This is a genomic window from Bacillus sp. EB600 (assembly GCF_024494385.1).
Taxonomy (GTDB): Bacteria; Bacillota; Bacilli; order Bacillales; family Cytobacillaceae; genus JAEVLT01.
The window spans coordinates 12,464-34,074 of sequence record NZ_JAEVLT010000036.1; the positions used below are offsets into that span (position 1 = coordinate 12,464).

Below are 21,611 nucleotides of genomic sequence, written 5' to 3' on the forward strand. Positions count from 1 at the left end.
ATTATGGCTTAGGAGGCTGCAGGAGTTGGTTTAACATACCATTTTGATTCAAAGAGACCCACCAATACTTTTAATGTCTTAAAGGCACAATCCATATTACGGATTGTGCCTTTTTTTTAAAATCCTCCGCCTCTTACATTGTCACTGGATTCATTGCCGGATTCTGAAGGGCCTGACCAAAGCCCTCTTTGGTTTGTAGTTAATCTGAATAAGGCAACAATTAATGCAATGCGAATAGCTAAGCGTACTGAGCGACCTCTAATCCTTGACTGTAGAATAATGGTATCGGATCCAACATAAACAAGTGTACCGGTATAAGTACCTTCAGATGTAATTACTTCGACCTCTTTGTTTAAAAGACCATGTGCAAATGTATTGAAATTTTGTCCTTGTCTGCTCATGTATGTCAACACTCCTTTCTTATCTTATTTAATGCAGTTCTTGATAAATTGAATGGACTTTTAAATAGGCAGCAGTGGATTTTTTTAAAAGAGATAAATGTCTAATTCGGGCCATCTGTCTAAGCAAACGAATTAATTTTTTATAATTGAAAAAAACCTTTAAATTGATTTTCTTAGCAAATTTGAATAAATGTCCTATGCTCACCATTTATCGGAATAATATGTTATAATATTCTGAAAAAAAGAGGTGTAAGATATTGGAGGAGAAGGTAGTAGAAGCGATTCAAGACGACTATCCGGATGATTTTTCATGGTGCTATGGATGCGGCCGTTTAAATGAAAAGGGCCACCATTTACGAACGGGGTGGCAAGGGGATCAGACATTGACCATTTTTACACCCCAACCAGAACACACAGCATTACCTGGTTTTGTATATGGGGGGATTATTGCGTCATTAATTGATTGTCACGGAACAGGTTCAGCTTCACTTGCGTTGCATCGAAAAAATGGACATATGAATGGCGATGGATCTGAACCTCCTCGATTTGTAACAGCTTCTTTGCATGTAGACTATGTTAAGCCAACACCACATGGGGTACCATTGAAAGCGATTGGAGCCGTGTATGAGATTCATCCGAAAAAATGGAGAGTAGAGACTGAGGTATTTGCTAATGGTGTTGTTTGTGCACGAGGCGAGGTTGTTGCTGTTGTCATGCCAAGCACTTTCGTTCAAAAGAACTAAATTATGTATCTATTTTTTTGTTTGTTACAACACTTCAGTAAAGAGAGCCCTTCAGCTCTCTTTTAGCTTAAATTTTCATCTGAAGCAGTGTACGGTGATCCGGTTGACGTGTGTTGATTTATCCAGCCAAGGGATGCTTCAGAAACAGCTATCCAATTTGGGATTTTCTCTTTATGTTGTTCCACCCAGCTCATACCATACTGTGGGTCTAAGTTATACTCATCACATTGAGATAAGAATGACTGAATCGTTGTTTCATTACAATTTTCCCATGAACCACATGTATTGCTCCAAATGTTTTCTATCTTAGTCTGTAATGAAACTTCATTTATGAAATCTGAAAATTGGTTTTCATTTGTCATGTCAACACCTCCTCATGTTAAATTTCTAATCAATCCATTACAGTATTTCCAAAGTGATAAATTTCAAATAATCATTTTAAAAAATTTTTTTAAAGCCAATCGTGTATAACATGCTCTGTGACCATTTAAAGTAGAGTTTATGCGAATTCATTTGATATTGATATTTATATGCTTTATTAAGGTTAGCGCATTCAAAGGAATTAGGCTCTCTTTGAGCAGTATTTTTTAAAAAATTATGCAATTATACTATAATGCTGTTGATGTAAGAAAGAGAAGATGTAAACAAGAATATACAGTTATTATTGAAAGCAGGCATGTGTGTAATGATTGAATGGCAAGGTAATATTGTACTTGAAAATGGGCAATTAAATGAAATGGTCATTTTAAAAAGAGAACCTTTATATACAGGAACGAATGGAAAAGTGATCGAAAGATTTTTTATCACTCCTAATGAAAGCTTTATTTTTAAGCCGTTAACCAACGACGAACAAATCGGTAAGGAAGTTTGGGTCCAAGAAAATATCTTATCTGTATTTCCAGATTTCTATCCTAAGATAATCGCAAAATCATCAGTCAATAGACCGGAAAATAGTTGGATCGTTTATTCGGATCTAGGTCCTATTAAACACGAATTCACATTAGAAATTCTCAAAAATGTGACCAAACAAATGGTCTGGTGGCATTCACTTCCAATAGATGGATGGAAGGATGCACAATTAAACGGGCCAAAACCAAAAATTGAAACGATAAAAGCCGAACTGTTTCGAAGCAAAGACAAGGTAATTGAAACAGTAACAAATCTTAACCTGCCAAAAAAGACAATGAGCAAGTTGTTTTTGCTGCTTGAAAAAAAGATTTTTTCAAAAACGCTTGTATTGTCTCACGGTGATCTTCACCTGGGTAATTACGGAACTTCTCAAAACAAGTTAGTAATCATCGATTGGGAATACGCTCATTTAAATACACGGTTTTGGGATTTATATCATTTAATCGATCTTTCACATCCTTTACACTCAAAAACGGTTACAAGTGAATTGAGAAATAAAATTCTTACCGAATACTATGATCAAGCAAGTACATATGGGATTGAGACAAATCGAGAAAATTTTAAAAATGAATATTATTTGTTTTCTGCAACTTTCTCCTTGTGGATGATCATGCTTATCGAAGGTGATTTGAAGCGAAAAGACGACAGATGGCCGGAAGAAATTTTAAGAAACCAGCTCTTTGAAACAGCAGCAAGTCTTTTTCATTGTATTGAGGAGCTCTGACTTCGTGGAAAGTACCTACCACCTTTACGCACTGTTCTATTTTTTTCCAAATGAAACGAAGCAGTTAAATCTATGCCATTATTGGAAGAGGAAAAGTTTCAAAAGTAGTAATTTTTCATTACAAATATTTCGAGAAAATGACGAAACTTACAGTTTGACAAATAAATAGGAATTTCAAATTTTTTTGTCGAAATAATAGACTTAGGGGAAAATATTAAGATGTTTGAAAAAGTGTTTCTTGTCTTTCCAGGATGTAAAGGTACTGACGGGATTTTTGCATAATCTCTATAGGTACTCTTTTATTTGGATAAAATCAGTTTGTTATGTTGGAGGAATAATATGTTGGAATTTGATACTAATTTTGATCAATTTGCGGCCATAAAGGTCATCGGGGTTGGCGGTGGGGGTAACAATGCTGTGAACCGGATGGTTGAAGATGGAGTAGAAGGTGTAGAATTTATTTCGGTCAATACAGATGCGCAGGCGCTTAAGCAATCCAGGGCGGGGATCACGATGCAAATCGGTGCTACATTAACAAGAGGCTTAGGTGCAGGAGCAAATCCGGAAATAGGTAAAAAAGCAGTAGAAGAAAGCAAACGCCAGATCCAAGAAGTGCTACAAGGGGCAGACATGGTTTTTGTTACGGCTGGAATGGGAGGAGGTACAGGTACGGGGGCAGCACCCGCGATAGCGGAGATCGCCCAAAAGCTGGGTGCTTTGACGATCGGCGTTGTTACCCGTCCGTTTAAATTTGAGGGCAGGAAGCGGGCAGCAAATGCGGAAAAAGGAATTGAAGCAATGAGAAAAGCGGTCGACACCTTAATTATTATACCTAATGACCGCTTATTGGAAATTGTTAATAGGAATACGCCTATGCTTGAAGCATTCCGTGAAGCGGATAATGTTCTGCGCCAAGGTGTACAGGGGATTTCTGATTTAATTGCGGTTCCTGGTTTAATTAATCTTGATTTTGCAGATGTGAAAACGGTCATGTCTAATAAAGGAACAGCCCTAATGGGAATTGGCATCGCCAAAGGTTCAGACCGTGCAATTGAAGCTGCACAGAAAGCAATTAACAGTCCGTTACTGGAAACTTCCATTAATGGGGCTCAAGGTGTGCTGATGAACATCACCGGCGGTAGGAATTTAAGCCTTTTTGAAGTACAGGAGGCGGCAAATATCGTTGCCTCTGCTGCTCATGAGGATTTAAATATGATCTTTGGTTCAATCATTAACGAAGACTTAAAAGATGAAATTATCGTAACTGTCATTGCAACCGGATTTATCGAGGATGAGTCGCCTATTTCAGAAACAATTTCCCAACCGACACTGGAGGAATGGTCTAATCCAATTCAAAAGGAACGGAGAAGGCAGCATAATCCGAAAATTGAAGAGGCACCAGTTCAAGATTCTGAACGCCAAACAAACCAATTGGAGGACTCTCTTGATATACCAGCGTTTTTTCGCAGACGAAATAGACGAAGATAAGGAAGTTTTCCCTTCTACTTTCTGATTCCTTATGGTAGACGGAAAAGGGATATAAACCCGGGTCTTTCTTTCCGTTGTTTTTAAAAATTAAATGGGTGAGTCTATTAAAATGAGATTAGCAACTTTGCATACGATCCTCAATAAAAAATAACCTGATATTAAATCTTGATCTAGAAAGTTTTGGTTGGATTTTAATAATATTTGCACAAATGCAAGTAGGGGAACTAGATGGCAGAATTTCTAGTTCCCTTTCTTTTTCTACTTATTTCACCCTTGTTTTGTTCTTGGCAACCATGCGCTCAGTCCTGAAGCTTGAATAGACATTCAAACTAGTATTCTACACTTTTCTTAACTGCAACAGATCACTTACCTAGTGTGAACCAGTGATTTAAAAGAGATTGACTTTACCCATCAAACAAGATATGATACCATTCGTAATAATTACGATTTGAACCGTACTTTCTACAAAAATATTTATTTTGTTTAAAAACAATTAATCTTAAAGCAATAAGTTGAAGGGAAGAGACTAGTGAGAAAATTATTGTGGACATTCATTATATTTCTATTAATCCTAACGGGTTGTACTAACGGAAATCAAACCCAAGGGAAGAATGATGGGAACGGCCCCAAAAAGCTAGAAATTATTACCACCTTTTATCCAATGTATTATTTTACGAAACAAGTGGCAGGAACAATAGCAAACGTCACCCTGTTAATCCCAAATGGAGTAGAACCTCACGATTGGGAACCAACAGCAAAGGATATGGCAAAAATGCAGGATGCTGATGTATTTATCTATAATAGCCGTTACTTTGAAACATGGACGGGGAAAGTACTTAAAAGTCTCGATACATCCCATCTAAAAGTGGTTGAGGCTTCAAGTAAGATCAAGCTTATGGATGCTAATGGTCTGGAAGGACAAAAGAGCAGTCAATCAACTAAGGACCCTCATGTATGGCTTTCACCTGTTTTGGCAAAACAAGAGGTTGATGAAATCGCAGGTGCTCTAAAACAAAAAGATCCTAAAAACAGTGACCAATATGAAAAAAACGCAGTGGCATTTAAAGCAAAGCTTACTGATTTAGATCAATTATATAAAGAAACAATTGATAAAGCTCCAAAAAAGGAATTTGTTACCCAACACGCTGCCTTTAGCTATTTAGCCAAACAATATGGATTAACACAAATCCCGATCGCAGGTCTATCCCCTGACGTTGAACCTACTCTGGGCAAACTAGCAGAATTAGCGAAAATAACGAAAGAAAAACATATTAAAATTATCTATTTTGAAGGACTTACCTCTTCAAAGGTTGCCACCACATTGGCGAATGAAATTGGTGCGAAAACTGAAGTTTTAAATCCACTTGAAGGCCTAACAGCCGAGGATCAGAAACAAGGCTTAGACTATCTGGGTGTTATGAAAAGTAATTTAAACGCCCTAAAAAAAGCTTTATTTCAAACGAATAACTAATCTAGCAATTAATATCTGCTAAAAAGAGATAAAGGTTACTTCTATCTATTTTCTAGTTTGCATAACTATTAATAGAAGGAGGCAGCCTTATATGAAAAAAAATAAGCAGATCAACATTTTTGTCCGGATCAATAGTGCATTTTTGTCGATTTTAATTGTTTTTTTATTGATCGCAGGAATGACAACTTTTTTCTCGATGACGATGTCTTCTAATTCTGTAGGGACAGTTCTTGAAAAGACGGATTTGAATAAACTATATTTGTATTTTTATGGATTTGAAAACAACTACTTTACGCAAAAAAATCCAGAAGTCAATGATATCCCGTTAACAAAAATAGGTTTTCAATTAGCAACCAATCTTAAAGTAAACGACGTTCGAACCTTTTTTGCGAGAGAACTGCCGGGATTTTCTGATTTCAATACAAAAATTCAGGTGGCCGGGGAAGGTACCAATATCACTACTTTACCGATGGAATCCTCACCGCCTATGGATGTTCTCTTAAAAGAAAGAGAAATTGCCCAAGATGCACTAAAAGGTAAATCAACAGAACGATCATCACAGCCGCCAGCACAAACAACGAATGGAAAAAAAGTGGTGTACATCTATCATACACACAGCTGGGAGTCATATTTGCCGCTTCTTAAACAGGTTCAATCACCGGATGATGCCACAAGTTCTAATAATTCGGTCAATGTTGTTGGTGTAGGGGACCATCTTGCTGATGATCTAGAAGCAAAAGGGATTGGCATCGAACATAGCACAGTAAATGCTGCCCAAATGCTACAGAATAAAGGTTGGAATGCAAATAGTGCCTATCAATTCTCGCGGGGGCTTGTCAAAGAAGCGATGGCAAGTGACACAGACTTAAAATTTATGATTGATATCCATCGTGATTCGTTGAGAAAGGACAAAACAACGATAAAGATAAACAATAAGAACTATGCCCGTTTAGTCTTCATAGTTGGTGAAGCAAATCCAAATTTTAAACAAAATCTTGAACTGGCTAAACAACTGCACGCTGCCATTGAGAAGAAATATCCCGGCTTGAGTCGCGGCGTATTTTCTAAAGATAAGAGTATGGGGAATGGAGTCTATAATCAGGATCTTTCTCCAAGAGCACTATTAATGGAAGTAGGCGGGGTCGATAACAACATGGAAGAACTTCAAAATGCAATGGATGCATTTGCAAACGTGTTTAGCGAATATTATTGGCAATTAAAGGGTGCAGGGCAGTTTTAATTATATGAGAAAAAATTAGAGGTGAATAAGAATGGGAAACGGTTTAGAAGGAAAACGAATAGCGATTGGCGGTTCACGAAAAATTGAAGAAATTAGCACATTAATTGAAAAACAAGGTGGGATTCCCATTGTGCGTTCGCTCCAAGGAATGGTCTTTTTGGCGGAAAAAGAGGTTGAACCCGATTTATTGAAGTTTGTCAATGATGGTGCCGATTGGGTCGTGTTTACCACAGGTATTGGATTAGAAACTCTTGTCAATCTAGCAGAAAAACTAGCAGTTAAAGATGCTTTTCTTAACAACATACGTCATGCTCAAATCGCTTCAAGAGGCTATAAAACTTTAGCTGCATTGAAAAAATGGGATTTAAAACCAATTGCAGTAGATGAAGACGGGACGACAAAAGGGCTAACTCGTGGGTTAGAAAACGTTGACTTTTCAGGGAAAAGGGTTATGATTCAGCTTCATGGCGAAACAGCACCTGCCTTAACAAAGTTTTTTGAAGACCGTGGGGCTGAGGTTTTGAAAATCCTTCCGTACCAGCATATTGCTCCAGAATCTGAAACGGTTACTAATTTATGCGATGAAATGGCAAACAATGAAATCGATGCAGTCTGTTTTACTACAGCAGTTCAGGTCCGCTCTTTATTTAACTTTGCGAGGGAAAAGGGCAAGCTAACTGACATCTTAAACTGTTTTCACGAGAAAGCTATCGCTGTGGCTGTTGGAAAAGTGACAGCGGAAGCCTTAAAAGAAGAAGGTGTTGAGCGATTGGTCACACCTGAAAATGAGCGAATGGGTGCAATGATTATCGAGCTATCCCATTTCTATGAGAATCAGACTGATTAATGAATCATTCCCCAAAAAAAAGCAAAGCATCTCAATTGATTGAGGTGCTTTGCTTTTTTTAGCTTTGAGAACTCTTTGTTTATATTCATATATTGTAAGAGCCAAGTGTATGTTGAGCAGCTGTTTGCTATTAGAACCAAGGGATAAACTTACAGGCTGGTAGTTCAATCCAGCTTTTTCCGTTTCTGAGACACTTAGTTAATTTTCAAACGATCCAATTAACATATAGATAACAAATTTTTAATATTTATAGTTATAAGAAAATCATAAAATGTAAGTGGTTTCATTTTGATCCTGGAAATGGATCTTATTATATCGCTTCATTAATTGATGCTCCATTTATTTTTTTAAATGAAAGGTTGTGTGTTTTATGAATTTTGATTTAACAGAAGAACAATCCATGATCCGTAAGTTGATTCGTGATTTTGCCGAAGGAGAGGTGGCTCCGGGGGCTGATGATAGAGACCGAAAGGGAGAATTTCCAAGGGAGGTTTTCACTAAATTAGCCCAGTTAGGCATCATGGGGCTACCATTTCCTGAACAATATGGTGGTGGAGGAGCAGATACTGTCAGCTTTGCCACCGCTGTAGAGGAATTAAGCAGGGTTTGTGGATCTACTGGTATAACTTATTCTGCTCATATCTCCTTAGGTGGTGCTCCAATCAATTTGTTTGGGACACATGAACAAAAGGTATTGTATTTAACCCCTATTTGTACAGGGGAATATTTAGGGGCGTTTGGACTAACTGAACCAAATGCTGGATCTGATGCAGGAGGTACACAAACAACCGCTACCCTTAATGGTGATAAGTGGACAATTTCCGGTTCTAAATGTTTTATCACGAATGCCAGCTATGCGAAAAACCTCGCGATTACAGCCGTCACCGATCGTTCAAAAGGTACGAACGGAATAAGTTCGTTTATTGTATCGACAGAAGCCCCCGGGTTTAGCGTTATAAGTAATTATGAAAAAATGGGCCTTCATGCTTCCAATACAACGGAATTAATTCTTGAAAATGTAAGTGTACCAAAAGAAAATCTTCTTGGAGTAGAAGGAAATGGTTTTAAACAGTTTTTAGCCACTCTTGATGGCGGAAGAATCGGGATTGGCGCTATGGCTGTTGGAATTGCCCAAGGTGCTTACGAAAAAGCACTTCAATACGCGAAGGAAAGAAAACAGTTTGGCCAGAGCCTTTCAAAGTTTCAAGCGATCCAATTTAAACTTGCTGATATGGCTATGTACATTGAATTGGCACGAAATATGGTTTATAAAGCGGCATGGTTAAAGGATCAGGGACGTAAATTTAAAAAAGAGGCAGCAATGGCAAAATTATTTGCCTCCGAAATCTGTACACGAGTTTGTGACCAGGCAATTCAAATTCATGGTGGTTATGGGTATATGAGGGAATACCAGGTAGAACGTTTCTACCGTGACGCGAAGCTTCTTGAAATAGGGGAAGGTACATCAGAAGTCCAGCGAATGGTGATTTCCCGCGAAATTGGTTGTTAAAGGTAACCAACATCCAATTAGTTCAATAGCTGACCAATAAAGGGGGAAATGGAATGTTCAAGAAGGTATTGATCGCGAACAGGGGAGAAATTGCCTCCCGAATACTCCGGACTTGTAAATCACTAGGCATACGTACTGTCGCTGTTTATTCAGAGGCGGATAAAGAAGCCCTCCATGTCAAAGAAGCCGATGAAAGCTATTTACTTGGCGGTTCAAAAGTAGTGGAGAGCTACTTGAATATCGAAAAAATCATCGAAATCGCGAACGTTTCAAAAGCAGAAGCAATACACCCTGGTTATGGTCTTCTCTCGGAAAATGCTGAATTTGCAAAGCGCTGTGAACTGGAAGGGATTACTTTCATTGGTCCGTCCCCAGAGGTTATTTCTAAAATGGGAAACAAAATTAAAGCTCGAAAATTGATGGATGCGTCAGGTGTTCCGGTCGTCCCCGGGATCCTTCATCCCTTAGCAGATGTTGAGGAGGCTGCAGCAGTGGCAGAAAATATCGGTTATCCTGTGATGCTTAAAGCTTCCGCTGGAGGCGGGGGGATTGGCATGCAGATTGTCCATAACGAAGAAGAAATTCGCAAAGCCTTTGAAGGAAACCAAAAGAGGGCCGAAAGCTTTTTCGGTAACGGTGAAATGTTTATTGAAAAATATGTAGAAAATCCACGGCATATTGAAATTCAAATTTTAGCAGATTCACAGGGAAATACCGTTTATTTATGGGAGCGGGAATGCTCCATCCAACGGCGCCATCAAAAAGTCGTCGAAGAGGCACCTTCACCATTTTTAGATGATGCGACTCGTTTAAAAATGGGAGAAACTGCTGTAAAGGCAGCTAAATCCATCGGGTACTATAATGCAGGAACCGTTGAATTTTTAGTTGATAAGGAAAAGAATTTCTATTTTTTAGAAGTGAATACCCGCCTGCAGGTTGAACATCCTGTTACGGAAGAAATTACCGGATTGGATTTAGTTCGAGAGCAATTACGAATTGCTGCAGGTGAACCCTTAGCTTTTACTCAATCAGGCATCAAGAAAGAGGGGCATGCGATTGAAGTCAGAATCTACGCAGAAGACCCAAAAACATTCTTTCCTTCGCCGGGTAAGATTACGAAATTAGTATTACCAGAAGGGCAGGGAATTCGCCACGAATTAGGGGTTAGTGACCAATCAGTTGTTACACCTTTTTACGATCCGATGATTGCCAAGCTTGTGGTAAAAGGGAAGAACCGAATTGAGGCAATCGACCTTCTTCAAAATGCATTACGCCAATATGAAGTCGAAGGAATCAAAACAAATATCCCAATGCTGCGAAAAGTCGTGGAACATCCTGCCTATTTAGCAGGTGATACAACAACAAATTTTGTAGAAAAGTATCTTCAGTAAAAAACACAAAAATTTCAAAGTAAACGAGGAGGGAATATCGATGACGAATGTAGTAGCGGTAATGGCAGGAAATGTATGGAAGGTACTCGTAAAGCCAGGCGATCAGGTGGAAGAAGGGCAAGAGGTAGTCATTCTCGAATCAATGAAAATGGAGATTCCAATCGCCGTAGATTTTGGCGGGATGGTCAAGGAAGTTAAAATCAATGAAGGTGACTTTGTGAATGAAGAGGACGTATTAATTGTCTTAGAATAGATTACTAGAGTTGAAGGGAAGTTGAAAGCTTGAAGTCGCCTTAAATGACCATGAAAAATTGTCTGAAGCTAACCACTTGAGAAAGGAGAAAAAAATGGAGAAAACGGTGCTGATGTCAACACTTGAGGAGGGAATTGCCCTTATAACCCTCAATCGTCCGCAAGCTGCCAATGCATTTTCATTACAGATGTTAAAAGAACTTCAAGGAGTAATTGATACCTGTAAGTTTGATCCCTCCGTGCGCTGCGTGGTTATTACAGGTGCTGGCGAAAAAGCCTTTTGTGCAGGGGCTGATTTAAAAGAACGGGTCGTAATGGATCTACAAACAGTTCGCAGGGCGGTTTCAATGATTCGCAACAACATTAATCAAATCGAGGCCCTGCCACAGCCCGTCATCGCAGCCGTAAATGGGGTAGCATTTGGCGGTGGAACAGAATTAGCATTAGCCTGTGATATCCGAATTGCTTCAGAAACAGCCAAGTTTGGACTAACTGAAACTTCACTTGGAATCATTCCTGGAGCTGGCGGTACACAGCGCCTGCCACGATTAATTGGCAAAGGCAGAGCAAAAGAGCTCATTTTTACGGCAAGAAGAATAGCTGCCCAGGAAGCGAAAGAGATCGGACTAGTTGAATTTATTCAACCATCTGAAACCGTATTAGAAAAAGCACTTGAAATTGCGCAACAGATTGGTAGAAATGGACCTATCGCAGTAAAACAAGCAAAGTTTGCAATTGAAAAAGGGCTTGATGTTGATTTAAATACAGGACTGGCGATTGAACAAAATGCCTATGAAATAACGATTCCTACAAAGGATCGTCTGGAAGGACTGCAAGCATTCAAAGAAAAACGAATTCCTGTTTATAAAGGGGAATAACTGCAAGCAGTTTGAAAAAGGAGGAAAAGACATGTCCACAGAAGTAAATTCGAAGGAACAAACATTAAAAGTGTTGTCCGAACGTATTTATAAGGGAGGGGCACCAAAATATCATCAAAAAAATAGTGAACAAGGAAAGCTGTTTGTTCGAGACCGTTTAAAGCGTTTGTTTGACGCTGAGTTTGAATTTGAGGATGCATTATTTGCAAACTGTATAGCGGAAGAACTTCCAGCAGATGGTGTAGTGACAGTGATGGGGAAAATTAATGGCCAAGTGGTATGCGTCATGGCAAACGATTCAACAGTAAAAGCCGGGTCATGGGGAGCACGCACTGTCGAAAAAATTATTCGCATCCAGGAAACAGCAGAAAAATTAAGAGTACCTTTCATTTATCTTGTCGATTCGGCTGGAGCCCGGATTACAGATCAAGTGGAAATGTTTCCGGGACGCCGCGGGGCAGGACGGATTTTTTACAATCAAGTAAAATTATCTGGAAAAATCCCTCAGATTTGTGTTTTATTTGGGCCTTCAGCTGCAGGAGGAGCCTACATACCCGCATTTTGCGATATAGTCATCATGGTTGATGGGAATGCTTCCATGTATCTTGGTTCACCGCGGATGGCGGAAGAGGTAATTGGCGAAAAAGTAACTTTAGAGGAAATGGGCGGTGCCCGCATGCACTGCTCAGTTTCTGGATGCGGTGATGTCCTAGCCAAAAATGAAGAAGAAGCGATTAGGCTGGCTCGAACCTACCTCGCATATTTTCCTGCAAACTACACGGAAAAACCGCCGCTTTTGGAAACGGCTGCACCTAAGAATTACGAGAAAACAATTGAAGATCTTATCCCGGATAATCAGAATACCCCATTTAATATGCATGACTTGATTGATCGAATTGTTGACGAAGGATCTTTTTTTGAAATTAAAAAACTATTTGCAAAGGAATTAATTACAGGATTGTCGAGAATAAATGGAAAACCCGTTGGCATTATTGCCAATCAACCACGTTTTAAGGGCGGCGTGCTTTTCCATGATTCAGCCGATAAAGCCACGAAATTTATTAATCTTTGTGATGCCTTCCATATTCCACTGCTGTTTCTTACTGATGTCCCTGGGTTTATGATAGGAACAAAGGTAGAGCGAGCCGGAATCATTCGCCATGGAGCAAAAATGATTTCCGCCATGGCTGAAGCAACAGTTCCGAAAATATCGGTTATTGTCCGTAAGGCGTACGGCGCAGGTCTATATGCGATGGCCGGCCCTGCCTTTGAACCAGACTGCTGTCTAGCCTTGCCTTCGGCACAAATTGCAGTAATGGGACCAGAGGCCGCTGTAAACGCCGTTTATTCAAATAAGATTGCTCAATTACCGGAGGCTGAGCGGACTGCTTTTATTGCTGAAAAACGCGAGGAATACAAACAGGATATAGATATCTATCGGTTAGCGTCTGAAATGATTATAGATGGAGTGATCCCTGCCAATTCGCTGCGCGACGAGTTAATAAAACGTTTCGAGGTGTATTCCTCAAAGTATGTCATTTTTTCAGAACGGAAGCATCCGGTTTATCCGGTGTAAGCGATAATTTAAAAAAAGGTGGTTAATTCAGTGAAAAACGTTAAACTCTAAGGTTGCTTTGTAATGGTTGAAAAGGCGAAGCAGATTCAAAAGCTCGTTAAAAACAGCTTTTGAATCTGCTTCTTTAGTTAATTTCTTGCATTTTGCTATATAATTCTGCCTTTTCCTGTTCTGACAGCAGGCTTTCTGCCTTCGGGAACAGGATGTTCTCTTCTTTTGCAAAGTGATTTTTTAACAGATTGGCAGCGCTTCTGATGCCTTCTATGGATTCTTTTATTTCCCTTAATGTAAGCTTATCATTTCCTGCTTTTTCAAGAAAAGCCCCTAAAAGAGCCCTTGCCTGTTTGTGTTCATCTGTATTGACTACAACCGGACCTGAAGTAGTACCGATATATATCCCCAACAATTGAAATAATCCCTCTTCTTCGCGCTGTGAATGGGGCTTAAGTTCCAACTGAAAGAGCTCTACCAGGTTTTTCAAGTCCGCAAAGCTCTTATGCGAGTCTTCTTCATTTTCAATTTGCTCTGATAATAACAGGATGCTGTCTATTTTTTCTAATAGGGGAACATGTTCTTCTTTTAGACGTGTAAGTCCTGCGCAAAGTTCAACTGACTGAATATTTCTGAGAGCGTTCATACTATTGGACATTTTTCTTCACCTCATAAAAATTTTCTACATTTAGTATAACGTGAGCAGAACAGCAAATGTTGTGACTCCTATCACTTTTGCGATACAGTGGAAAGGACAATCGGTTTTTTGATAAAAATGATATCATTAGATTAATTAACGTGTTTAAGTAGATAAGGGAGAATTCTTATGAAAATGGATGGAATCATAGGAGGATTAGGATCAGAATCTACAGTAGATTATTACCAATGATTAAAAGAGACAATCTGCAAGGAATAATATTATGCTGCACTGAACTTCCTATTTATAATGAAGGAAGATCAAAAATTATTTTGTTAGTAGCGATTGTAGTTGGGTATGAATCAAGTTTTTACTAATGTAAAAAAGGAAGTCGGTAAATGACAACGACATTAACATATATAAAAGAGTGGCAGCAGGCACTTCAAAAGGAAATTGCCCATTTAAAAAAATATGGCAGCAACAAATTCAAAGTGACAAATGGAAGGCTGCTTGCTAACGATGATTCGTTTACCTATTATTTTGATACTGCCTTTTCATTAAAAATTCCGATCGGGGCTTCTGTGAGGCTTGAATGGGGACAGGTAAGACAAAGTGGCCGCGTGGTTTCCTCTGAAGGGAGAGGGGTAATGATTGCTTTGGAGCAGTCATTTGGAGATTTAATTCATGAGGCACTGTTATATCACGATCCTTGGGAACTGCTTGAACAGCTTATTCAACGATTTGATGAGATAAAAGGAAGAAAACAAAAACGGATAAGAATTAAAAAATTAATGGATCCTTCCATGCCCGCAAAACACCCTGTGGATAAAATAAAAAGCAATGTACACGAGTTACTACTTAGATCAAAATATAATCCTGTTACATTTGTCTGGGGCCCACCAGGAACAGGAAAAACCTATACACTTGCCCGCGTTGCCGCAAACAAATACTTTCAAGAAAAACGGGTTCTGATCCTCTCACATAGTAATCAAGCTGTTGATGTTCTTTTAAGTGAAGTAACCACGTTTATTAAAAAGAAGGAACATTTCCATGAGGGGGATATTTTACGTTACGGCTCTAATATAAGCGAAGGACTTACGAGTCAAGCGGCTATTTCCACAAGCCAGCTTATTAAAAAGCAAGACCCGGCTCTAGCGAAAAATAAAGAAATATTAGTTGAGGAAAGAACAAAAATGAAATCCGACCTAGCCCATTCTTTTAGTAAGCGGGATTCGAACAACTTAATTGAGCTTGAAACAAAGATTGCTAGACTGTTGGAAAAAATTCACAAGTGGGAATTGCAGTTTTTAAAAGATGCTTATATTATCGGGACCACACTTGCAAAGGCTGCAAGTGATCCTTCCATTTATGAAAAGGATTTCGATATTGTCATACTTGATGAAGCGAGCATGGCTTATGTTCCACAAGCCGCATTTGCTGCTACGCTAGGAAAACGGGTCATTATTAGTGGTGATTTTAAACAATTACCGCCGATTGCTTCATCCCGCGATTTGCTGGTAACAAAATGGCTAAAGGAGGATATTTTTCACAAATCAGGAGTTGTCGATTTTGTCAAAGAAGGGAAGCTTCATCCCCATTTATTTTTATTAAAAGAACAAAGAAGAATGCATCCTGAAATATCGTCTTTTACTAATCGATACATTTATCACTCTCTCGTTGGTGATCACGAGAGTGTTTTTACTAATCGAAATCGGATCGTGGAACTTCCACCGTTTCCTCATCGTGCAGCTATTCTTTTAGATTCAAGCTATATGGGAGCTCATTGTATGACGGAGAAGTCATCAAATTCCAGAATGAATTTATGGCAGGCCTTATTATCCTTTCAATTAATTCACGAGGCCTACCTTGGTGGAGCCAGGTCGATTGGATATGTGACACCGTACCGTGCCCAAGCGAATATAATGGAAATGCTGTTAGATGATTTGTATGAAAAAGAACGATCAACAGCAGATATTATTTCCGCAACTGTTCACAGGTTCCAAGGAAGCGAGCGGGATGTCATGATCTTTGATACGGTAGATAGTGAACCACTGGAAAGAGCCGGCATGCTTTTAACAGGCAGGGAGAGTGAGCGGCTCATTAATGTTGCGATTACAAGAACAAAAGGAAAGTTTATTCACATCAGTAATACATCCTTTATACGCCGCCATGTCTACCAAGGAAAGATTTTAAGACAGCTCGTTGAGCATCAAGAGAAACAGAAACAAACAGTTAGGACAAAAGAAATTGGTTCATGGATTCACAATCAACACCCAAGATTATACTGGATCCATGCGCTTAGGCTTGGCCCAGTTTTTCGAGATATCGAATTGGCTCGTTCATCGATTGTTATTTCGTTACCGGGACAAGCTATGCTTCCAGACGAGTGGAAGGAACAGCTGAAAAGCAGGAAAAAAGCCAAATTAATTGTTATTTCAGAAAAACATTGGAAAGATCTTCAACCCAATAGGAGGGTACAAATAAACGCTTCTTTTCCATTTGTTATGATTGATCACCGACTGCTCTGGCTTGGTTTTCCATTAGAAGGGACAACAGGTGTTCGGCCGCCTTATATTGCAGCAAGACTACATTCAGAGCGGGTTTGCGAATATTTATTAAATCAATTTAATGTGGAATAAAAAAAACGAGAGGGAGAAGTCTTATGTCTGATAACAACATTTTATATTTGCCTATGTTAGTCTTGACAAAAACCCTTTTTCCATGGATAATATCAGATAAATCATGATATCGGAAATGGTATGGGATTAGTAAACCTTTGGAACGTGATAGAGAGTGGAGCCCATCGGCTGGAAGGTTCCTAACGGAAAAAAGATTGAACCTGCCCTAAGCAGACCGCTTATGCAAACATAAGCCGTGTTCCCGCGTTACGGGGTAAAGTGGGTGCTTAGCACCAATTAAGGTGGTACCGCGGAACGATTTTTCCGTCCTTTTATAGGATGGAAAAATCGTTTTTTATTTTATAAAAGGAAGGCACGATTCATATGAAAAAACAACTTATTGTTGTTAAAATAGGCAGCAGTTCCCTTACAATTGAATCAGGGGCTTTATCAGAACAAAAAATGCGCGACCATGTTGAGGCTCTTGCCTACTTAAAACAACAGGGACATGACGTTATTCTCATTTCTTCAGGGGCAGTAGCAGCGGGTTTTGGATCCCTCGGATATCCAAAACGGCCTAAAAAAGCCGCCAGTAAACAAGCTGCAGCAGCTGTTGGTCAGGGACTATTGATGCAAAATTATATTTTACTATTTAAAGAATATAATATTGTACCCGCCCAAATATTAATAACCCGTGAAGACTTTTATAGCCGGGAACGGTTTCATAATTTGCACGCGGCAATGACAGAATTGCTGCAAAAGGGCGTTATTCCAATTATTAATGAAAACGATTCAGTATCAATTGAAGAGCTAACATTTGGGGATAATGATATGCTCTCAAGTCTTGTGAGTGGTTTTTTACATGCAAATGCACTCATGATTTTGACCGATGTAAATGGTCTTTATGATGGAAATCCAAAGCATTCAAAGGATGCCAAAAAGTATCACTTTATCCCGGAAATTTCTGAAGAACTCCTTGGAATTGCAGGTGAAAGTGGGTCTTCAGTCGGAACCGGCGGAATGAAATCTAAGCTTTTAGCAGCCCAAAAAGCATTGTCTCTTGGGGTTAGTGTATTTGTCGGCACTGGACATGGCAAACAAAAGCTTGCAGATATCTTAGAGGGTAAAGGGGATGGAACCTATATTGGCGGTCCATTTCATGCCCAAATGCAAATGAAAAAGCAATGGATTGCTTATCACTCACATGTTAACGGTAGTATTGAAATTGACGAAGGCGCTGAAAAAGCAATTGTTCAAAATGGCAAAAGCTTGCTCCCTGTGGGTGTTACAAAGGTAGTCGGCGACTTTAACGCTATGGATGTTGTTGTCGTACACAATCCAAAAGGGCAAATAGTTGGAAGAGGACAAATTTATTATTCTGCAGAGGATTTACAAAAAGTAAAAGGTTTACCTAGCGAACAGGCGAAAGGGTTTTCTGTAAATAAACGGCCAGAAGTGATTCATCGTGATAATTGGGTCGCAATGACGAAGGAGGAAATGATGAAATGAGTGAACTGTTAGATAAAGCTAAGAAACTAAAAAAAGCAGCAAAAACATTAGGAATGCTCAGTTCAGAGAAAAAAAATGAAGCCTTGGCTAAAATGGCTGACTATATTATTAGTGAAAAGGAATTTATTTTAGCCGAAAACGCAAAGGATATTCAAGCTGGAAAGGAGAAAGGGTTATCTGATTCCTTATTAGATCGACTATTGCTAACAGAGGAGAGAATCGAGCAAATTGCAGACGGTATTCAGCAATTAATTAAATTAGTGGATCCAATCGGTGAAACAATCGAAACATGGGAGAGACCAAATGGCTTACGGATTCAAACCATTCGTGTACCGCTTGGTGTAATCGGAATGGTTTACGAAGCGCGCCCAAATGTGACTGTTGATGCCGGAAGTCTTTGTTTAAAAGCAGGGAATGCTGTGCTACTTAGAGGAAGCACATCTGCCCTCAATTCAAATAAAGCACTCGTTCAAGTAATGCGTGAAGCACTAGATCAAACGGCTATTCCTGCAGACTCAATCCAGTTGTTAGAAGATACAAGCCGTGAAACCGCATCACAAATGTTTAAGCTGAATCAATATTTAGACGTCTTGATACCAAGAGGCGGAGCAGGATTAATTCAAACAGTGATTCAGAATGCAACTGTTCCAGTTCTGGAAACAGGGGTGGGCAATTGTCATGTATTTATTGATGAAAGCGCAGAAGAAAAAATGGCGATCGAAATTGCTATTAACGCCAAATTGCACCGGCCCTCTGTTTGTAATGCAGCTGAAACCGTTTTGATCCACGAAAAATGGCCATATATTACTGAATTAGTAACAGCTCTTCATGAAAAGGGGGTTGAACTGCGAGGTGATGAGAAACTAGCCGCTGACTATTCATTTGTAAACCAGGCAACTGAAGAGGATTGGTATAAGGAGTTTTTAGCACCAATCTTAGCAGTTAAACTTGTTGGAAATGTGGAAGAAGCGATTGGGCATATTGACCAATATGGAACCAAGCATTCAGAAGCGATTATTAGTGAAAACGAGAAAAATGTTTACTTATTCTTCCAAGCAGTTGATGCTGCCGTGTTATATCATAATGCTTCGACCCGTTTTACAGATGGTGAGCAATTCGGCTACGGTGCTGAAATTGGGATCAGTACACAAAAGCTTCATGCACGTGGACCAATGGGTCTTCGAGCAATAACAACAACAAAAGCGATCGTTTATGGAACAGGTCAAATACGGTATTAAAAAACGAGCAGCGTAAGCGCTCGTTTAGCGGCCGATATTCCCAAAGTCAAAAATTAATACATCCTTATTTATAGATAAAAGACCCATTCAGATCTTTCTTAAGTGATCAGAATAGGGTCTTTTTCTTTATCTTTATTGGCATTTTACTGTATAGGTGCTATATGGATATAGTATCTGTATAAATTATATTAGAAAAAACCCCTTCGTATTAAGATTGAACGAAGGGGATAAGAGTATCTTATTTTGTATGTTCTGTTAACCATTGATCAATAGTTGGATATGTTTTCTTAACAGCAGTTCCACCTACAACAACGGAGACATGTCCTGTAGGCATGAGGTGAAATGTTTTATCCTTACTGGATACCTTATCTAATAACGGCTTAACTTGTTCAGGAGCAGCAATATGATCCCGCTGTGCGGCAATATTTAATATATTTGCTTTAATATTGCTTAACTTTACTTGTCTGCCTCGAATGTATAATTCATCATTGATTAGTTTGTTTTGTTGATAGAATTCTCCGATCCATTGTCTAAAAGCAGCTCCTGGGAATGGTATACCATCAGCAACCCATTTTTGCATTAAAGACCAGCTCTTAACGAAGCCTTCATTTTCTGCTCGATCTACTAAAGAAATGTATGGACCGATGTAATTGACAAGTGGTTTTAACATTTTATTTCCAAGATCAATCACTTCACCAGGGATAATGCCCAATGTATCAACCATTTTATCTAAATTAAAATAGCGCTCGTCCAGCCAGTTGCTAAATAAGCCAGTATCAGAAAAATCAAATGGGCTTGTTAAAAAGATAATGTTACGAATTGGAAGGTCAGGGTGAAGAGCGGCAAAAATAGACGTCATCGTTCCGCCCATGCAATAGCCGAGCATACTTACTTCTTCAGCACCCGAAGCTCGCAGTACCTTTTTAACAGCGCGGGGAATGTAATCCATGATAAAATCGTCAAGTTTCATGTCACGATCCTCATAGCCTGGGGTTCCCCAATCCAATAGAAATACGTCATGACCTTGATTGGTGAGGTATTCTATTAAACTGTTTCCAGGAGTTAAATCCAAAATATATGGTTTATTAATAAGTGCATAAACAATGAGCAATGGAATTTTGCTTGTTTTCTCAACAGGTGAAACATATCGGTATAGCTTAGCTTTATTTTTTGTCCAAATAACTTCCTTTGGAGATTGACCAACCTGTGGCTCAGGTTGTCTTGTTAGTACATCGGTTACTTTTTTAAATCGGTTGTAGTTTTTTTGAACAGGCTCTGGCATCGAATTAAACCAGTTTTCTAATTCTTTATCAAATGTGTTAACCATTAATATCCTCCTTCAAACAAATAACTATCAACTAGCAAAAACTAACAGGGAGACCGTGAGGAATCCCCGTTGATATATTACATATATACGCCGCCGTTGACATTTATGCATTGACCTGTAATATAATTAGCATTAGCTAGGAAAATTACGGCTTCAGCAATCTCAGTCGTTGTACCTAAACGTTTCATCGGAATTTTAGAAACAATTTGATCCATAACATTATCAGGAATTTCAGCAGTCATTTCTGTTAAAATGTAACCAGGGCAGATTGCATTAACTGTGATCCCATTTTTTGCTGTTTCTAATGCAAGTGATTTTGTAAAACCGATAATCCCAGCTTTTGAAGCAGAGTAGTTCGTTTGTCCAAAAGCACCTGCTTGACCAACGATTGAACTAATGTTGATGATACGGCCAAATTTTTGTTCAAGCATTGAATTAATAACTGCAGAAGTTGTATGGTAAACACTGTTAAGGTTGGTATTAATAACCTCATACCAAGCTTTTTCGTCCATTTTCTTGAAAGTTTTATCTCTTGTAATCCCAGCGTTATTAACAAGGATATCAACTCTGCCAAAATGAGCGATCGTTTGCTCAATTAAGACTTTTGCATCTTCAACATTTGATACGTTTGCTTTAACAGCAATTGCCGTACCACCTAGTCCTTCAATTTCTTCAACAACCTTTTCAGCACCTGCAGCACTTGAGTTGTAGTTTACAACAACATTTGCTCCATGTTTGGCTAATTCTTTAGCAATAGTTGCTCCAATTCCTTTTGAGCTTCCTGTAACAACTACTACTTTACCTTTTAAGTTAGAAACTTCTTCGTTTTGGACAAGATTTTTTTCAACAGTCGTCATTAAT

General features: G+C 39.0%; 19 protein-coding genes. 14 read left to right on the forward strand and 5 right to left on the reverse strand.

What is annotated here, in order from left to right; genetic code table 11:
• Positions 1-116 precede the first annotated feature (116 nt).
• Positions 117-401 (reverse strand): hypothetical protein, encoded by a 285-nt coding sequence (locus tag JN080_RS23220; protein ID WP_256238358.1) that lies wholly within the window; start codon positions 399-401, stop codon positions 117-119.
• 257 nt (positions 402-658) lie between these two features.
• On the opposite strand from JN080_RS23220, the gene JN080_RS23225 reads away from it, so the two are divergent.
• The gene (locus JN080_RS23225) at positions 659-1,144 is read left to right on the forward strand and encodes a PaaI family thioesterase (protein ID WP_256238359.1); all 486 of its coding nucleotides are present in this window, start codon (positions 659-661) and stop codon (positions 1,142-1,144) included.
• 62 nt (positions 1,145-1,206) lie between these two features.
• Here JN080_RS23225 and JN080_RS23230 read toward each other — a convergent pair whose 3' ends face one another.
• Complete coding sequence (locus JN080_RS23230) at positions 1,207-1,506, reverse strand: hypothetical protein (protein ID WP_256238360.1); 300 nt, start codon at positions 1,504-1,506, stop codon at positions 1,207-1,209.
• A 323-nt stretch (positions 1,507-1,829) separates the two neighbouring features.
• Between JN080_RS23230 and JN080_RS23235 the strand changes: the two genes are divergently transcribed.
• The 10 genes from JN080_RS23235 (at position 1,830) to JN080_RS23280 (ending at position 13,430) form a co-directional block, all read left to right on the forward strand.
• Positions 1,830-2,777, forward strand: a complete 948-nt coding sequence (locus JN080_RS23235) for a phosphotransferase (RefSeq protein WP_256238361.1) — start codon at positions 1,830-1,832, stop codon at positions 2,775-2,777.
• A 339-nt stretch (positions 2,778-3,116) separates the two neighbouring features.
• Positions 3,117-4,265, forward strand: a complete 1,149-nt coding sequence (ftsZ, locus tag JN080_RS23240) for a cell division protein FtsZ (protein ID WP_256238362.1) — start codon at positions 3,117-3,119, stop codon at positions 4,263-4,265.
• Between the two features lie 529 nt (positions 4,266-4,794).
• On the forward strand, positions 4,795-5,736 hold the full coding sequence (locus tag JN080_RS23245) for a metal ABC transporter substrate-binding protein (RefSeq protein WP_256238364.1): 942 nt from the start codon (positions 4,795-4,797) through the stop codon (positions 5,734-5,736).
• Between the two features lie 91 nt (positions 5,737-5,827).
• On the forward strand, positions 5,828-6,976 hold the full coding sequence (gene spoIIP, locus JN080_RS23250; RefSeq protein WP_256238365.1) for a stage II sporulation protein P: 1,149 nt from the start codon (positions 5,828-5,830) through the stop codon (positions 6,974-6,976).
• Between the two features lie 31 nt (positions 6,977-7,007).
• The gene (locus tag JN080_RS23255; RefSeq protein ID WP_256238366.1) at positions 7,008-7,823 is read left to right on the forward strand and encodes a uroporphyrinogen-III synthase; all 816 of its coding nucleotides are present in this window, start codon (positions 7,008-7,010) and stop codon (positions 7,821-7,823) included.
• A gap of 370 nt (positions 7,824-8,193) precedes the next feature.
• Positions 8,194-9,333: an acyl-CoA dehydrogenase gene (locus JN080_RS23260; RefSeq protein ID WP_256238367.1), complete on the forward strand. Its 1,140-nt coding sequence runs from the start codon at positions 8,194-8,196 to the stop codon at positions 9,331-9,333.
• 53 nt (positions 9,334-9,386) lie between these two features.
• Positions 9,387-10,724, forward strand: a complete 1,338-nt coding sequence (locus JN080_RS23265; RefSeq protein ID WP_256238368.1) for an acetyl-CoA carboxylase biotin carboxylase subunit — start codon at positions 9,387-9,389, stop codon at positions 10,722-10,724.
• Positions 10,725-10,764: 40 nt separating this feature from the next.
• Positions 10,765-10,977 (forward strand): acetyl-CoA carboxylase biotin carboxyl carrier protein subunit, encoded by a 213-nt coding sequence (locus tag JN080_RS23270; protein ID WP_256238369.1) that lies wholly within the window; start codon positions 10,765-10,767, stop codon positions 10,975-10,977.
• 94 nt (positions 10,978-11,071) lie between these two features.
• Positions 11,072-11,854, forward strand: coding sequence for an enoyl-CoA hydratase (locus JN080_RS23275; RefSeq protein WP_256238370.1), 783 nt, complete (start codon positions 11,072-11,074; stop codon positions 11,852-11,854).
• A 31-nt stretch (positions 11,855-11,885) separates the two neighbouring features.
• Positions 11,886-13,430, forward strand: coding sequence for an acyl-CoA carboxylase subunit beta (locus JN080_RS23280; protein ID WP_256238371.1), 1,545 nt, complete (start codon positions 11,886-11,888; stop codon positions 13,428-13,430).
• Positions 13,431-13,554: 124 nt separating this feature from the next.
• Here the strand turns inward: JN080_RS23280 and JN080_RS23285 are convergent, their stop codons facing one another.
• Positions 13,555-14,079, reverse strand: a complete 525-nt coding sequence (locus tag JN080_RS23285; RefSeq protein WP_256238372.1) for a hemerythrin domain-containing protein — start codon at positions 14,077-14,079, stop codon at positions 13,555-13,557.
• A 377-nt stretch (positions 14,080-14,456) separates the two neighbouring features.
• Here JN080_RS23285 and JN080_RS23290 point away from each other — a divergent pair, with 377 nt between their 5' ends.
• The 3 genes from JN080_RS23290 (at position 14,457) to JN080_RS23300 (ending at position 19,423) form a co-directional block, all read left to right on the forward strand.
• A complete protein-coding gene (locus tag JN080_RS23290) occupies positions 14,457-16,697 on the forward strand; it encodes a DEAD/DEAH box helicase (RefSeq protein ID WP_256238373.1) in 2,241 nt (746 codons plus the stop codon).
• Between the two features lie 363 nt (positions 16,698-17,060).
• Entirely contained in the window at positions 17,061-18,185 is a 1,125-nt protein-coding gene (gene proB, locus JN080_RS23295; RefSeq protein ID WP_256238375.1) for a glutamate 5-kinase, read from the forward strand.
• Positions 18,182-19,423 carry a glutamate-5-semialdehyde dehydrogenase gene (locus JN080_RS23300; RefSeq protein ID WP_256238376.1) on the forward strand — a complete coding sequence of 414 codons (1,242 nt, stop codon included), beginning with the start codon at positions 18,182-18,184 and terminating at the stop codon, positions 19,421-19,423. Before proB ends, JN080_RS23300 begins: the two co-directional genes overlap by 4 nt.
• Before the next feature lie 238 nt (positions 19,424-19,661).
• Here JN080_RS23300 and phaC read toward each other — a convergent pair whose 3' ends face one another.
• Together phaC and fabG are read right to left on the reverse strand one after the other, a co-directional pair.
• A complete protein-coding gene (gene phaC, locus JN080_RS23305) occupies positions 19,662-20,750 on the reverse strand; it encodes a class III poly(R)-hydroxyalkanoic acid synthase subunit PhaC (RefSeq protein WP_256238377.1) in 1,089 nt (362 codons plus the stop codon).
• 77 nt (positions 20,751-20,827) lie between these two features.
• Positions 20,828-21,607 (reverse strand): 3-oxoacyl-[acyl-carrier-protein] reductase, encoded by a 780-nt coding sequence (gene fabG, locus JN080_RS23310; protein WP_256238378.1) that lies wholly within the window; start codon positions 21,605-21,607, stop codon positions 20,828-20,830.
• Positions 21,608-21,611 lie beyond the last annotated feature (4 nt).